The sequence below is a fragment of the Streptococcus infantis genome (assembly GCF_000960085.1).
GTDB classification, from domain to species: domain Bacteria; phylum Bacillota; class Bacilli; order Lactobacillales; family Streptococcaceae; genus Streptococcus; species Streptococcus infantis_C.
In genome coordinates this window covers 324,801-339,942 of the sequence record NZ_JYGT01000007.1, presented here as the reverse complement: position 1 = coordinate 339,942, position 15,142 = coordinate 324,801, and the positions used below count along the sequence as shown (strand labels likewise).

Annotated in this window: 16 protein-coding genes; 13 read left to right on the top strand and 3 right to left on the bottom strand. The window is 41.1% G+C overall.

The genetic code is table 11. From position 1 onward, the window contains the following. Window positions 1-224: 224 nt before the first annotated feature. Together dnaK and dnaJ are read left to right on the top strand one after the other, a co-directional pair. Window positions 225-2,042, top strand: a complete 1,818-nt coding sequence (gene dnaK / locus TZ94_RS04370) for a molecular chaperone DnaK (protein ID WP_045614540.1) — start codon at window positions 225-227, stop codon at window positions 2,040-2,042. A 397-nt stretch (window positions 2,043-2,439) separates the two neighbouring features. After that, window positions 2,440-3,576 carry a molecular chaperone DnaJ gene (dnaJ, locus tag TZ94_RS04365; RefSeq protein WP_045614538.1) on the top strand — a complete coding sequence of 379 codons (1,137 nt, stop codon included), beginning with the start codon at window positions 2,440-2,442 and terminating at the stop codon, window positions 3,574-3,576. 77 nt (window positions 3,577-3,653) lie between these two features. Here dnaJ and TZ94_RS04360 read toward each other — a convergent pair whose 3' ends face one another. From TZ94_RS04360 to TZ94_RS04350, 3 genes are all read right to left on the bottom strand, one after another. Continuing rightward, on the bottom strand, window positions 3,654-4,295 hold the full coding sequence (locus tag TZ94_RS04360) for a hypothetical protein (protein WP_045614536.1): 642 nt from the start codon (window positions 4,293-4,295) through the stop codon (window positions 3,654-3,656). Between the two features lie 83 nt (window positions 4,296-4,378). Further along, window positions 4,379-4,666, bottom strand: coding sequence for a hypothetical protein (locus TZ94_RS04355; RefSeq protein ID WP_045614534.1), 288 nt, complete (start codon window positions 4,664-4,666; stop codon window positions 4,379-4,381). Window positions 4,667-4,675: 9 nt separating this feature from the next. Continuing rightward, a complete protein-coding gene (locus TZ94_RS04350; RefSeq protein ID WP_045614531.1) occupies window positions 4,676-5,086 on the bottom strand; it encodes an HIT family protein in 411 nt (136 codons plus the stop codon). 67 nt (window positions 5,087-5,153) lie between these two features. Here TZ94_RS04350 and TZ94_RS04345 point away from each other — a divergent pair, with 67 nt between their 5' ends. The 11 genes from TZ94_RS04345 to TZ94_RS04295 all read left to right on the top strand — a co-directional run bounded on the left by TZ94_RS04345 (window position 5,154) and on the right by TZ94_RS04295 (window position 15,083). Beyond that, the gene (locus tag TZ94_RS04345) at window positions 5,154-5,885 is read left to right on the top strand and encodes an ABC transporter ATP-binding protein (RefSeq protein WP_045614529.1); all 732 of its coding nucleotides are present in this window, start codon (window positions 5,154-5,156) and stop codon (window positions 5,883-5,885) included. Further along, complete coding sequence (locus TZ94_RS04340) at window positions 5,882-6,931, top strand: ABC transporter permease (protein WP_045614526.1); 1,050 nt, start codon at window positions 5,882-5,884, stop codon at window positions 6,929-6,931. Before TZ94_RS04345 ends, TZ94_RS04340 begins: the two co-directional genes overlap by 4 nt. A gap of 47 nt (window positions 6,932-6,978) precedes the next feature. Further along, window positions 6,979-7,773 (top strand): cell cycle regulator CcrZ, encoded by a 795-nt coding sequence (gene ccrZ / locus TZ94_RS04335; protein ID WP_045614523.1) that lies wholly within the window; start codon window positions 6,979-6,981, stop codon window positions 7,771-7,773. Further along, window positions 7,770-8,405: a tRNA (guanosine(46)-N7)-methyltransferase TrmB gene (gene trmB, locus TZ94_RS04330; protein WP_045614521.1), complete on the top strand. Its 636-nt coding sequence runs from the start codon at window positions 7,770-7,772 to the stop codon at window positions 8,403-8,405. Before ccrZ ends, trmB begins: the two co-directional genes overlap by 4 nt. Before the next feature lie 118 nt (window positions 8,406-8,523). Then, complete coding sequence (gene rimP / locus TZ94_RS04325) at window positions 8,524-9,012, top strand: ribosome maturation factor RimP (protein ID WP_045614519.1); 489 nt, start codon at window positions 8,524-8,526, stop codon at window positions 9,010-9,012. 42 nt (window positions 9,013-9,054) lie between these two features. After that, window positions 9,055-10,191, top strand: coding sequence for a transcription termination factor NusA (nusA, locus tag TZ94_RS04320; RefSeq protein ID WP_006144963.1), 1,137 nt, complete (start codon window positions 9,055-9,057; stop codon window positions 10,189-10,191). A 21-nt stretch (window positions 10,192-10,212) separates the two neighbouring features. Continuing rightward, window positions 10,213-10,506, top strand: coding sequence for an RNase P modulator RnpM (gene rnpM, locus TZ94_RS04315; protein ID WP_006144965.1), 294 nt, complete (start codon window positions 10,213-10,215; stop codon window positions 10,504-10,506). Then, window positions 10,499-10,798 (top strand): YlxQ-related RNA-binding protein, encoded by a 300-nt coding sequence (locus tag TZ94_RS04310; RefSeq protein WP_045614517.1) that lies wholly within the window; start codon window positions 10,499-10,501, stop codon window positions 10,796-10,798. The genes rnpM and TZ94_RS04310 overlap by 8 nt, the downstream gene beginning before the upstream one ends. A gap of 16 nt (window positions 10,799-10,814) precedes the next feature. Further along, window positions 10,815-13,556 carry a translation initiation factor IF-2 gene (gene infB, locus TZ94_RS04305; protein ID WP_045614514.1) on the top strand — a complete coding sequence of 914 codons (2,742 nt, stop codon included), beginning with the start codon at window positions 10,815-10,817 and terminating at the stop codon, window positions 13,554-13,556. A gap of 250 nt (window positions 13,557-13,806) precedes the next feature. Further along, window positions 13,807-14,157, top strand: coding sequence for a 30S ribosome-binding factor RbfA (rbfA, locus tag TZ94_RS04300; protein ID WP_001273601.1), 351 nt, complete (start codon window positions 13,807-13,809; stop codon window positions 14,155-14,157). 146 nt (window positions 14,158-14,303) lie between these two features. Beyond that, on the top strand, window positions 14,304-15,083 hold the full coding sequence (locus TZ94_RS04295) for a hypothetical protein (RefSeq protein WP_045614511.1): 780 nt from the start codon (window positions 14,304-14,306) through the stop codon (window positions 15,081-15,083). The last annotated feature ends 59 nt before the right edge of the window (window positions 15,084-15,142 follow it).

The following is a 15,142-nucleotide window of genomic DNA, read 5'->3' as shown; positions in this document are numbered from 1 at the left end:
ACGACAGAAAACTATGAAGAAAGATAAAAAATTATTCAGCTTTGCAATAGTGAGCGAAGCGAACCATTGGCGATACTCTTCGCCGTGGCGCTATTTGCGCAAACTTTGAGACCTTAGGCTCAAAGTTTAGTCAAAGAGATTGACGAAGTCAAGCTCTGACGGCGTCGCCACTTAAGAAGAGTATCAAAAAGAAAAAAGAATATAAAATTTAAGGAGAAAAACACATGTCTAAAATTATCGGTATTGACTTAGGTACAACAAACTCAGCAGTTGCAGTTCTTGAAGGAACTGAAAGCAAAATCATCGCAAACCCAGAAGGTAACCGTACAACTCCATCTGTAGTGTCATTCAAAAATGGTGAAATCATCGTTGGTGACGCTGCAAAACGTCAAGCAGTGACAAATCCAGATACAGTGATCTCTATCAAATCTAAGATGGGTACTTCTGAAAAAGTTTCTGCTAACGGAAAAGAATACACTCCACAAGAAATCTCAGCTATGATCCTTCAATACTTGAAAGGTTACGCTGAAGATTACCTTGGTGAAAAAGTAACGAAAGCAGTTATCACAGTTCCTGCTTACTTCAACGATGCGCAACGTCAAGCAACTAAAGACGCTGGTAAAATCGCTGGTCTTGAAGTAGAACGTATCGTCAACGAACCAACAGCAGCAGCCCTTGCTTATGGTTTGGATAAGACTGACAAAGAAGAAAAAATCTTGGTATTCGACCTTGGTGGTGGTACATTCGACGTATCTATCCTTGAATTGGGTGATGGTGTCTTCGATGTATTGGCAACAGCAGGGGATAACAAACTCGGTGGTGATGACTTTGACCAAAAAATCATCGACCACTTAGTAGCAGAATTCAAGAAAGAAAACGGTATCGACTTGTCAACAGACAAGATGGCACTTCAACGTTTGAAAGATGCAGCTGAAAAAGCTAAGAAAGACCTTTCTGGTGTCACTTCAACACAAATCAGCTTGCCATTCATCACTGCAGGAGCTGCTGGACCTCTTCACTTGGAAATGACCTTGACTCGTGCGAAATTCGATGATTTGACTCGTGACCTTGTAGAACGTACGAAAACTCCAGTTCGCCAAGCCCTTTCAGATGCAGGCTTGAGCTTGTCAGAAATCGATGAAGTCATCCTTGTTGGTGGTTCAACTCGTATCCCAGCCGTTGTAGAAGCTGTTAAGGCTGAAACTGGTAAAGAACCAAACAAATCAGTGAACCCTGACGAAGTAGTTGCCATGGGTGCTGCGATCCAAGGTGGTGTGATCACTGGTGATGTCAAAGACGTTGTCCTTCTTGACGTAACACCATTGTCACTTGGTATCGAAACAATGGGTGGAGTCTTCACAAAATTGATCGACCGCAACACAACCATTCCAACATCTAAATCACAAGTCTTCTCAACTGCAGCAGACAACCAACCAGCCGTTGATATCCACGTTCTTCAAGGTGAACGCCCAATGGCAGCAGATAACAAGACTCTTGGACGTTTCCAATTGACAGATATCCCAGCTGCACCTCGTGGTATCCCACAAATCGAAGTAACATTTGACATCGACAAGAACGGTATCGTATCTGTTAAAGCCAAAGACCTTGGAACTCAAAAAGAACAAACAATTGTTATCCAATCCAACTCAGGTTTGACTGATGAAGAAATCGACCGCATGATGAAAGATGCAGAAGCAAACGCTGAAGCAGATAAGAAACGTAAAGAAGAAGTTGACCTTCGTAACGAAGTAGACCAAGCTATCTTTGCGACTGAAAAGACAATCAAAGAAACTGAAGGCAAAGGCTTCGATGCAGAACGTGATGCTGCCCAAGCTGCCCTCGATGAGCTTAAGAAGGCCCAAGAAGACAACAACTTGGACGAAATGAAAGCAAAACTTGAAGCATTGAACGAAAAAGCTCAAGGACTTGCCGTTAAACTCTACGAACAAGCCGCAGCAGCGCAACAAGCTCAAGCAGAAGGCGCACAAGCAACAGGAAACGCAGGCGATGACGTCGTAGACGGAGAGTTTACGGAAAAGTAAAACAATCCAGTGGATTGTTTTAGCGGAACCTCCTGAAATAAAGAAAGGTTCCGAGATTTGAGGATTCCTTTAATCCGAAACTCAATTCAGCATTACTAGTTTGATTTTTAAAACTTAAACTAGTAAGTATAGTAAGAAATCCAGAGGTTGCAACCCAGCCTCTGTTTTTCGGTAAAATGGGACGATACTAATATTTTAGTTCGTTTCGCAATACTAGAAAGAAAGGAACAAAGAGTGTTCGTAACTGAACACGGGTTCCAAAGTTTCTAATTCAATATAAAAGAAAGGAACTGAACCCGACCTAAATTCTCGGAAAAAAGATAAATCTGTCTAGGAGCATAGCTCCTGCGTTAGATTTCCTATTTTTCAGTCGAATTTTACGGTCTTGGTATCTTAAATGAACAATACTGAATTTTATGACCGTTTGGGCGTTTCAAAGAATGCATCTCAAGATGAGATCAAGAAAGCCTATCGGAAATTATCTAAAAAATATCACCCAGATATCAACAAGGAGCCTGGTGCTGAGGAAAAGTACAAGGAAGTTCAAGAAGCTTATGAGACTTTGAGTGACGAACAAAAACGTGCTGCCTATGACCAATACGGTGCTGCTGGGGCCAATGGTGGCTTTGGTGGTGCAGGCGGTTTCGGTGGCTTCGATGGTGCAGGTGGTTTTGGTGGTTTTGAAGATATCTTCTCAAGTTTTTTCGGCGGAGGCGGTTCTTCTCGCAATCCAAACGCACCCCGTCAAGGTGATGACCTCCAATATCGCGTCAATTTAACTTTTGAAGAAGCCATCTTTGGTACTGAAAAAGAAGTCAAATACAATCGTGAAGCAACCTGTCGTACATGTAATGGATCAGGTGCTAAGCCTGGAACAAGTCCAGTTACTTGTGGACGCTGTCACGGTTCTGGTGTTATCAATGTTGATACTCAAACACCGCTTGGTATGATGCGTCGTCAAGTAACCTGTGATGTCTGTCACGGACGTGGAAAAGAAATCAAAGATCCATGTACAACTTGTCATGGAACGGGTCATGAAAAACAAGCCCACAGTGTCCATGTGAAAATTCCAGCTGGTGTCGAAACTGGTCAACAAATCCGTTTAGCGGGTCAAGGGGAAGCTGGATTTAACGGCGGACCATATGGAGACTTGTATGTTGTTGTTAATGTTGAGCCGAGCGACAAATTTGAACGTGAAGGAACAACTATTTTCTACAAATTAAACCTCAATATCGTCCAAGCAACTCTTGGTGATACAGTCGATATTCCAACCGTTCACGGTGATGTTGAATTGGTGATTCCAGAGGGAACTCAAACCGGTAAACGATTCCGCCTACGTGGCAAGGGAGCTCCGAGCCTACGTGGTGGTGCTGTTGGTGACCAATACGTCACTGTTAATGTCGTGACTCCGACAGGTTTGAATGAACGACAAAAAGCAGCCTTGAAAGAATTCGCAGCTGCAGGTGACTTGAAAGTCAATCCAAAGAAAAAAGGCTTCTTTGACCATATAAAAGATGCCTTTGAAGGAGAATAAAGCAAAAAGAGCCGATTGGCTCTTTTTGTGTTGTCTTGAAAAATTTAGCTTCAGAAAATCATTTTCCAGTTAGTCTACTATTTATACTTTTGAGTGAGCAAGCCAGCTTCATCCATTTCCTGGATGAGTTGCTTGAGTTCTGCTTCTTTGCCGGGTTTCACAGTTACGGTATCAATGTGCTTAATCGCCGAATTATCCTGAATATCTACCAAGGTCAAAGCTTTTTCATAGAATGCGACACCCTTTTTTAGGCTCTCCTGATCCTTCCAATATAGAATTGAGTAATTAGGATTTGGTTTCTTTCCGATTTCCTGTAAATAATTCCTACTTTCCTTCTCTAAAAATTGCAATAAACCGTGATTGAACAAGTTATCCCCTACTTTATAGTAAGAAATATCTCCTGTCTGTAGGACATAGACTTTGAGTCGGTTTTTAGTCAGGTTTGGACTTTCTTTCAGGACAGGGTGGCTATTGATGACCTCATCTGAGAAAGTCACATAAAAATTTAAGCCTCCACCCTCGAATTCATAGTGTCCATCTGATTCTACTTTTTTAGGAGGCATGTCAAGAGAGATAAAGATTTGTTTTAAATCTTCATTCCCTTTTCGGATGTCACTTGATGAAGCCTTGAAAAGATTGGCCACTAGTAGAAATGCTAGGGTTGCAAGAAGACAGATGCAACCAGAAATAATCAAGATGACTTTTAAAAACAGTTTTATTTTTAGTCCCTCCCTTTTCTGTTAGGAGCTGGTAATCCAAGATGGATTTAAGGGGATATAAGGAAAGATAGATGCTTTCTTTTTTAGTTTTCTTCAGTTTCTCGTAGTTCTTTTATCACAGCAAGTCGTGCTTGGAGGTCTTTCTCTAAGGCTTTAAATTTGTAAGTGAGGTCTTCTTGATACTCCTTGATGACTTCTTTTTGTTGGTCGATGATTTGTAAGCTGTTTTGGATGATATCCAAATCATCCTTGATAGCTTCAACGCGATCAGTTGTATCTAAAACTTCTTCAGTGATAACTTCACGATTTTTAACGAGGAGGTAAGATCCGACTGCTGATCCAGCAAAAAGTAGTAAATTTGATAGTTTCATAGGAACTCCTTAAGCGTTTTTGATATTTTCAGCGACTTGGGCAAGTTTGTCAAAGTCAGGTTCATGGGCAACAAAGTCAATTTTTAGGTCATCATCTGCACTATAACGAGGAACGAGGTGAACATGGGTATGAAAAACGGTTTGTCCAGCGACTTCTTCGCAGTTGGCGATGATATTCATGCCTTCAGCTTGGGTAGCCTTCATAACTTTTTGAGCAATGACTGGAATCTTTGCAAAGAGTTGGCTAGCGCTCGTCGCATCCATTTCTAAAAGGTTGCGATAGTGTTCTTTAGGTACGACCAAGGTATGACCAGGTGTTACTTGAGAAATATCAAGAAAGGCAAGGACTTCTTCATCCTCATAAACCTTTGATGCGGGAATCTCCCCAGCGATAATTTTACAAAAAATGCAATCTGACATAAAAACCACCTCTAATGTATTGAATTTTGATATAATATAGCTACATTATACCAGATTCGGAGAAAATATGTTAGAAATTAAAAACCTGACAGGAGGCTATGTCCACGTCCCTGTCTTAAAGGATGTATCTTTTACTGTTGAGAGCGGGCAGTTGGTTGGTTTGATCGGCTTAAATGGTGCAGGTAAATCAACAACCATCAACGAAATTATCGGACTCTTGACTCCTTACAGTGGAAAGATAAGTATTGATGGATTGACTCTAGGTGAGGATGTTACGAACTATCGTAAGAAAATTGGCTACATCCCAGAAACTCCTAGCTTGTATGAAGAATTGACTCTCAGAGAGCATATTGAGACAGTTGCTATGGCCTATGGTATCGAGCAAACTATCGCTTTCGAACGTGTAGAGCCCCTTCTAAAAATGTTTCGCTTGGATCAGAAACTGGATTGGTTCCCTGTTCATTTTTCAAAAGGGATGAAGCAGAAGGTTATGATCATCTGTGCCTTTGTTGTGGATCCAAGTCTCTTTATCGTAGACGAGCCTTTCCTCGGCCTCGACCCCTTGGCAATTTCAGACTTAATTCATCTTCTAGAAGTGGAAAAGAAAAAAGGCAAATCTATCCTTATGAGTACCCACGTCCTTGATTCAGCTGAAAAGATGTGTGACTCTTTTGTCATTCTCCACAAAGGTCAAGTAAGAGCCAAAGGAAATCTCCAACAACTCCGAGAAGCATTTGCTATGCCAGATGCAAGCCTTAATGATATCTATTTGGCTCTGACCAAAGAGGAGGAGCTATGAAAGACTTGTTTTTAAAACGAAAGCAGGAATTTCGCAAGGAATGTTTGGGCTACCTTCGTTATGTGCTCAATGATCATTTTGTTTTGTTTTTATTGGTGTTACTAGGTTTTTTGGCCTACCAGTACAATCAGTTGCTGCAACACTTTCCTGAGAATCACTTCCCAATTCTAATTTTGATTGGGATTATATCTATTTTACTGTTGCTTTGGGGTGGTATTGCGACCTATCTAGAAGCACCTGACAAACTCTTTCTCTTAGTAGCTGAAGAAAAAGTGAGAGAACACATTCAGAAGCAAAGTCTGATTTCTTTTATCTTTTGGGTCAGTGTACAGACTCTCTTTTTGCTCCTGTTTGCGCCTTTATTCTTAGCTATGGGTCTTGGTTTGCCGATTTTTGGAGTCTATCTCCTTGTCTTGGGGATAGTAAAATATGTGATTTTTCGTCGAAAATCCAGCAAATTTATTCTTGCAAATGGGCTTGACTGGGATTATGTCATTGCACAAGAAAGTAAACGTAAGCAGTTCTTGCTTCGATTCTTTGCCCTCTTTACCCAGGTCAAGGGGATTTCAAACAGCGTTAAGAGACGGGCTTATCTAGACTTTATCCTCAAAGGAGTTCAGAAAGTACCGGGAAAAATCTGGCAGAATCTTTATCTTCGCTCCTATCTGAGAAATGGAGATTTATTCGCTCTTAGTCTCCGACTCATAATCCTATCTTTGACCGCTCTCATCTTCATTGAGCAATCTTGGATTGCAGTCGCAATTGTAATTTTATTCAACTATCTTTTGTTATTCCAGCTGCTAGCCCTCTATCATGCCTTTGACTATCAATATTTGACGCAGCTATTTCCAGTAGGAAAGGGGCAAAAAGAGAGAGGATTGAAGGAAATTTTGAGAGCGATTGGCATGTTTGTCTTGGTCTTGGAAAGTCTCATAGGATTGGTTGTTTTCAAGGATAAAATCCTCGTCTTAGCCCTTGTGGGAGCAGGCCTTGTATTACAATATCTTTATTTGCCATATCAACTGAGAAGATTGGTTGACGAATAGCATAAAAATTAGTAGAATAATAAGGAAACTTTATTCGGAGGAAAAAAATGGACTTGGGTGATATTGAGCTAACGTTAACTCCTATATCTGGGAAGAGCGGAAAAGCTTATATGGGGACTTATCCTGATGGAAAACGTGTTTTTATAAAAATGAATACTTCTCCAATCCTGCCTGGTTTAGCTAGAGAGCAAATTGCGCCGCAATTACTCTGGATCCGTCGTTTGCCAGACGGTCGTGATATGTCTGCTCAGGAATGGTTGACAGGGAAAATTTTGACGCCAAGCGATATGAACCGTAAACAAATTATCGATATTTTGACACGTTTACACCGTTCACGTCCCTTAATGACCCAGTTGACACGCTTGGGGTATGCATTAGAAACACCTTCGGATTTACTTCAGTCATGGGTGAATAAGGCTCCTGATGCTTTGAAAAATAACCAGTATCTACGCCTGATCTTGAGTGATATGCGTGAGAACCTTCCTGGGTTTAGGGAAGATTATGCAACCATAGTTCACGGGGATGTTCGTCACAGCAATTGGTTTGAGACAGAGAGCGGTTTGATTTACTTGGTAGACTGGGATTCTGTTCGCTTGACGGATCGTATGTTTGATGTGGCCTATCTGCTCTGTCACTATATTCCAGAGTATCAATGGCAAGAGTGGCTGACAAATTATGGCTACAAGTACAATCAAACGGTTTTGAATAAGTTATATTGGTATGCTCAACTGTCCTTTTTGAGTCTGATTACCAAATACTATGAAAATCAAGATTTGGATAATGTAAATCGGGAGATTTATGCTTTGCGCACCTTCCGAGATAAGTATGGAAAGAAAAAATGAGAGTAAGAAATCGTAAAGGAGCAACGGAGTTACTAGAGGCTAATCCTCAGTATGTTGTTCTAAATCCTGTGGAAGCCAAAGGGAAATGGAGAGAATTGTTTGGAAATAATCATCCCATTCATGTTGAAGTTGGAAGTGGGAAAGGTGCCTTTGTATCAGGTATGGCTAAACAAAATCCGGATATCAATTACATCGGTATTGATATCCAAAAATCCGTCTTAAGTTTTGCCTTAGACAAGGTCCTAGAAGTAGGAGTGCCTAACATCAAACTCCTATGGGTAGATGGCTCAGATTTGACCAATTATTTTGAAGATGGTGAGATTGACCGCCTCTATTTGAATTTTTCGGATCCTTGGCCCAAAAAGCGCCATGAAAAGCGTCGTCTGACATATAAGAGTTTCCTAGATACCTTTAAACGAATCTTGCCAGAACATGGTGAAATTCATTTTAAAACGGATAATCGAGGGCTCTTCGAATATAGTCTAGTAAGTTTTTCACAATATGGAATGAAGCTCAATGGAGTATGGTTGGACTTGCATGCTAGCGACTTTGAAGGTAATGTTATGACTGAATACGAGCAAAAATTCTCTAGCAAAGGTCAGGTTATCTATCGAGTCGAGGCAGAATTTTAAGAAATAGCTTAAAATCAAGTAGTTTAAGTGCTTATGCTTTACACAGGTCCTTAAATGTGCTATACTTATAGTAAGAATATGAGAAAGTGAGGCGGAGAAATATCTTCGCCTCTTGCTCATGAGGAGGTGTTGTCCTATCGCAACAATTGTTGAATTAGTAACAGAACTTATTGAACCGGCAATTCAAGCTCCATTTGAATTGGTGGATGTCGAATATGAAAAGGTTGTAGGAGATTATGTTCTAAGTATCTTTGTTGATAAACCAGGCGGTATTACTTTGAACGATACGGCAGATTTGACAGAAGTGATTAGTCCTCTGTTGGATCAGATTCAACCAGATCCATTCCCAGAACAGTACTTCCTAGAAGTGACTAGCCCTGGCTTGGAGCGTCCTTTGAAAACCAAGGAAGCTATAGATGGAGCAGTTGGGAAATACATTCACGTTGGTCTTTATAAGGCCATCGACAAGCAAAAAATCTTTGAGGGAACCTTGTTGGCCTTTGAAGACGATGAGCTGACTGTGGAATATATGGACAAGACACGTAAGAAAACAGTCCAAATTCCATACAGTTTGGTATCAAAAGCACGTTTGGCAGTAAAACTATAGAAAAGAAAGGATAGCTTTTGAAAATTCAAAAGTAAAAAGAACATGAGTAAAGAAATGCTAGAGGCCTTCCGCATTTTGGAAGAAGACAAGGGAATCAAGAAAGAAGATATCATCGACGCAGTAGTAGAATCACTTCGTTCTGCTTATCGTAGACGCTATGGTCAATCAGACAGCGTAGCTATTGACTTCAACGAAAAAACAGGTGACTTTACAGTCTATACTGTCCGCGAAGTTGTTGATGAAGTATTTGATAGCCGTTTGGAAATCAGTTTGAAAGATGCTCTTGCCATTAATTCAGCCTATGAGCTTGGTGACAAAATCAAATTTGAAGAAGCACCAGGAGAGTTTGGTCGTGTAGCGGCTCAGTCTGCGAAACAAACCATTATGGAAAAAATGCGCAAGCAAACACGTGCCATTACCTACAATACATACAAAGAACATGAACAAGAAATCATGTCAGGTACAGTAGAACGCTTTGACAACCGTTTCATCTATGTCAACCTTGGTAGCATCGAAGCCCAATTGTCAAAACAAGACCAAATTCCTGGAGAAGTTTTTGCTTCTCATGATCGTATCGAAGTCTATGTTTACAAAGTTGAAGACAACCCTCGTGGAGTTAACGTCTTTGTTAGCCGTAGTCATCCAGAAATGATCAAACGTTTGATGGAACAAGAAATTCCAGAAGTATACGATGGAACCGTTGAAATAATGAGCGTAGCTCGTGAAGCGGGTGACCGTACCAAGGTTGCAGTTCGTAGTCACAATCCTAACGTTGATGCTATCGGAACAATTGTAGGACGCGGTGGTGCAAACATCAAGAAAATCACTAGCAAATTCCACCCAGCTCGCTACGATGCTAAGAGCGACCGCATGGTACCTGTAGAAGAAAACATCGACGTTATCGAATGGGTGGCGGATCCAGCTGAGTTTATCTACAATGCCATTGCTCCTGCAGAAGTTGACCAAGTTATCTTTGATGAAAACGACAGCAAGCGTGCCTTGGTTGTTGTACCAGATAATAAACTTTCTCTTGCAATCGGTCGTCGTGGACAGAACGTTCGCTTGGCAGCTCACTTGACTGGATACCGTATCGATATCAAGTCTGCAAGTGAATTTGAAGCTATGGAAGAAGCAGGTCAGGTTGATTTTGCTGACACAGACGAATTGACAGAAGAATAAAAGCCGCAAGAGGAGGGAAAGATGAAAACAAGAAAAATCCCTTTGCGCAAGTCTGTTGTTTCCAACGAAGTAATTGATAAGCGAGATTTACTCCGTATTGTCAAGAACAAAGAAGGGGAGGTCTTTATCGACCCGACAGGCAAGGCTAATGGCCGTGGCGCTTATATCAAGCTAGACAATGCAGAAGCCCTAGAGGCTAAAAAGAAAAAAGTCTTTAACCGTAGCTTTAACATGGAAGTTGAAGAAAGCTTTTATGACGAGTTGATCGCCTATGTTGATCACAAAGTAAAAAGAAGAGAGTTAGGACTTGAATAAGCAAAAAGTAAGTAATCTTTTGGGACTTGCTCAACGAGCAGGGAAAATTATCTCGGGTGAAGAAATGGTTGTCAAAGCCATTCAGGAACAGAAAGCTAAGCTGGTATTTCTAGCGCATGATGCTGCTCCCAACCTGACCAAGAAGATTCAAGATAAAAGTCACTATTATCAAGTAGAAGTTGTAACCGTGTTTTCAACACTGGAATTAAGCATAGCAGTTGGAAAATCAAGAAAGATTTTAGCTGTGACAGATGCTGGATTTACAAAGAAAATGAGGTCTCTTATGGAATAGAAGAGGAGGACATGATTTGTCTAAGAAAAGATTGTACGAAATCGCAAAAGAACTTGGAAAAGAAAGTAAAGAAGTTGTAGCGCGTGCAAAAGAGTTGGGCTTGGAGGTGAAGAGCCACTCGTCAAGCGTTGAAGCTGATGCTGCTGAAAAAATCGTTGCTAGCTTTAAGCCTGCTACTCCTAAAGCAGAAGCAAAACCTGTAGCGCCAAAAGCAAGTGAAGCGAAGGTAGAAAAGAAATCTGAAACGCCAGCAGCTCCTAAGGAAGAAAAAGTAGTAGCTGCTAGACCACAAAGCCGAAACTTCAAGGCAGAGCGTGAAGCTCGTGCAAAAGAGCAAGCAGAGCGACGCAAGCAAAACAAGGGCAACAACCGCGACCAACAACAAAACGGGAATCGTCAAAAAAATGACAACCGTAATGGTGGAAAACCAGGTCAAGGGAACCGCGACAATCGTCGTTTTAATGATCAAGCCAAGAAACAGCAAGGTCAAGGAAATCGTGGGAACGATCGCCGCCAACAAGCGGACAATCGTCCGAATCAAGCTGGCCCACGTATTGATTTCAAGGCTCGTGCAGCAGCCCTGAAGGCGGAGCAAAATGCCGAATACGCACGTTCAAGCGAGGAACGCTTCAAACAGTCACAAGCAGCTAAAGAAGCTTTGGCTCAAGCTAATAAACGAAAAGAACCAGAGGAAATCTTTGAAGAAGCTGCTAAGCTAGCTGAACAAACTCAGCAAGTGGTTGAAGTAGCTCCTGTAGTCAAAGAGCCTGTAGTGGATACACGTCGTAAAAAACAAGCCCGACCAGACAAAGATCGTGATGATTACGATCGTGAAGAAGATGGTCCTAGAAAACAACAAAAGAATCGAAGTAGTCAGAATCAAGTGAGAAATCAAAGAAATAGTAACTGGAATAACAATAAGAAAAATAAAAAAGGCAACAAGCAAAACAACCGTAACCAGGCTCCAAAACCTGTTACAGAGCGTAAATTCCATGAGTTGCCAACAGAATTTGAATATACAGATGGTATGACTGTTGCGGAAATCGCAAAACGTATCAAACGTGAACCAGCTGAGATTGTTAAGAAACTATTTATGATGGGCGTAATGGCCACTCAAAACCAATCTCTGGATGGTGAAACAATTGAACTCCTTATGGTTGATTACGGAATTGAAGCTAAACAAAAGGTTGAAGTGGATAATGCGGATATCGAACGCTTCTTCGTAGAAGATGGATACCTCAATGAAGATGAGTTGGTTGAGCGTCCACCGGTTGTAACCATCATGGGACACGTTGACCATGGTAAAACAACCCTTTTGGATACCCTTCGTAATTCTCGTGTTGCGACAGGAGAAGCTGGTGGTATCACTCAGCATATCGGTGCCTATCAGATTGAGGAAAATGGTAAGAAGATTACCTTCCTTGATACACCAGGACACGCGGCCTTTACTTCCATGCGTGCACGTGGTGCCTCTGTTACTGATATTACCATCTTGGTCGTAGCGGCAGATGACGGGGTTATGCCTCAAACTATCGAAGCTATCAACCACTCAAAAGCGGCTAATGTTCCAATCATCGTTGCCATTAACAAGATTGATAAACCAGGTGCCAATCCAGAACGTGTAATCGGTGAATTGGCTGAACACGGTGTTATGTCAACTGCTTGGGGTGGGGATTCTGAGTTTGTAGAAATCTCAGCCAAATTCAACCAAAATATTGATGAACTCTTGGAAACTGTCCTTCTTGTAGCTGAAATCCAAGAACTCAAAGCAGATCCAACTGTTCGTGCTATCGGTACTGTTATCGAAGCGCGCTTGGATAAAGGAAAAGGTGCGGTTGCAACTCTTCTTGTACAACAAGGTACTTTGAACGTTCAAGACCCAATCGTTGTCGGAAATACCTTTGGTCGTGTCCGTGCCATGACCAATGACCTTGGACGTCGTGTGAAGGTGGCTGGACCATCTACTCCGGTTTCTATCACTGGTTTGAACGAAGCACCGATGGCGGGTGACCACTTTGCTGTATACGAAGATGAAAAATCTGCTCGTGCAGCTGGTGAAGAACGTGCTAAACGTGCTCTTATGAAGCAACGTCAAGCTACTCAACGTGTCAGCCTTGAAAATCTATTTGACACTCTTAAAGCTGGTGAACTTAAATCTGTTAACGTCATCATCAAAGCTGACGTACAAGGTTCTGTTGAAGCTCTTGCTGCATCCCTTCAAAAGATTGATGTGGAAGGTGTAAAAGTTACCATCGTTCACTCAGCAGTTGGTGCTATCAATGAATCTGACGTCACCCTTGCCGAAGCTTCAAATGCCTTTATCATTGGTTTCAACGTACGCCCTACACCACAAGCTCGTCAACAAGCAGAAGCAGACGATGTAGAAATCCGTCTCCACAGCATTATCTACAAGGTTATCGAAGAGATGGAAGAAGCTATGAAAGGGATGCTTGATCCAGAATTCGAAGAGAAAGTTATCGGTGAAGCAATCATCCGTGAAACCTTCAAAGTATCTAAAGTCGGAACGATTGGTGGATTTATGGTTACTAGTGGTAAAATTACCCGTGACTCTAAAGTCCGTGTTATTCGTGACGGTGTCGTTATTTACGATGGTGAACTTGCAAGCTTGAAACACTATAAAGATGACGTCAAAGAAGTTACAAACGGCCGTGAAGGTGGTCTCATGATTGATGGCTACAATGATATCAAGATGGATGATGTGATTGAGGCTTATGTCATGGAAGAAATCAAGAGATAAAATTTTTGCTCCTTTCTTAGGTGGTGAGGGACGCAAGCAAACCGATGGTTTCATTGCTTATTTTTGAGCCTAGGGTCTCAAAAATCCCCAGTGATTGAACTGAATTATCAGCCCAATCACTTTCACCACGGCGAAAGAAGCCGATGAGTTCAAATTGAACTTCGTTCCAATTTGAATTGAAAATCAATAAGTTTAGAAAAAGCTAGGTCTGCTGGCCTAGCTTTTGGTTCAATAGAGAGGAAGGAATAGCATGGCAAATCATTTCCGTACGGATCGTGTGGGCATGGAGATCAAGCGTGAAGTCAATGAGATTTTGCAAAAGAAAGTCCGTGACCCGCGTGTCCAAGGTGTGACCATCACAGATGTTCAGATGCTTGGGGACTTGTCTGTAGCTAAGGTTTACTACACAATTTTGAGTAATCTTGCTTCAGATAATCAAAAGGCCCAAATTGGGCTTGAAAAAGCAACCGGAACTATCAAACGTGAGCTTGGTCGCAATTTGAAATTGTATAAAATTCCAGACTTAACTTTCGTTAAAGACGAATCCATTGAGTATGGAAACAAGATTGACGAAATGTTACGCAATCTGGATAAGAACTAAGAAAGAGGGGAAACCCTCTTTTTTGTTACTTTAAACATGACGATAGATTAACTAATTGCCCTTCTTAAAAGTCGGTTAAAAAAATGTATTAATCTCTAAGAGTATGATATGATAAAGCTGGACTTGAATGAAAAATGGAGATATAGATGGTTAAACAAGATATAGCTATAAAAGTTTTACAACAAGTTGTAAAGCTTCCTGTCGTGAAAGTAAATAGAGAAAAATTTTTAGTTGAGAAGTTTTCTAAAGAATTAGATAAGAAGGATATTGCCAAATTGTTAGAACAAGGTCCTCCTTCATTATTACCCCAGGAAACCTTAGATAGGGTAGCCAGGTCCTGCATAAAGGATAATGTTTTACGAGCAAGTGGAACATCTGTTCTAGCAGGTCTACCTGGAGGTATTCTAATGGCGCTTACTATTCCAACAGATGTTGCTCAATTTTATGCTTTTTCATTAAAGTTAGCTCAAGAATTGGGATATATTTATGGATATGATAATCTCTGGGCTTCTCGAAATGAATTGAGTGAAGAAGCCAAAAATACTCTATTACTTTATCTAGGGGTCATGTTTGGGGTAAACGGAGCAGGTGCCTTGCTTCGTTCTGGTGGAGTTACAGTCGCTAAACATGTCATGAAGACAGTTCCCCAGAAGGCTTTGGCTAAGACTTTGTGGTATCCTATTTTAGAAAAAGTTTTAAAGATTTTTGGTGTTACTCTTACAAGGAGAGGTTTGGCAAAAGGGATGGGGAAAGCGATTCCTATTCTAGGAGGATTTATTTCGGGAGGTTTAACCTTTGCAACCATGAAACCGATGGGTGAAAGATTGCAAAAAGAATTATCTAAATTGGTTAACTATTCTGAAGTGCAATACCAAAATGATATGGCAACTATTCGAAAAGAGGCTGAGATAGTCGAAGCTGACTAAGATTAAAAACTAGCAATACTTGTATTGCTAGTTTTTTAATCTTTTCCCTTATGGTATAA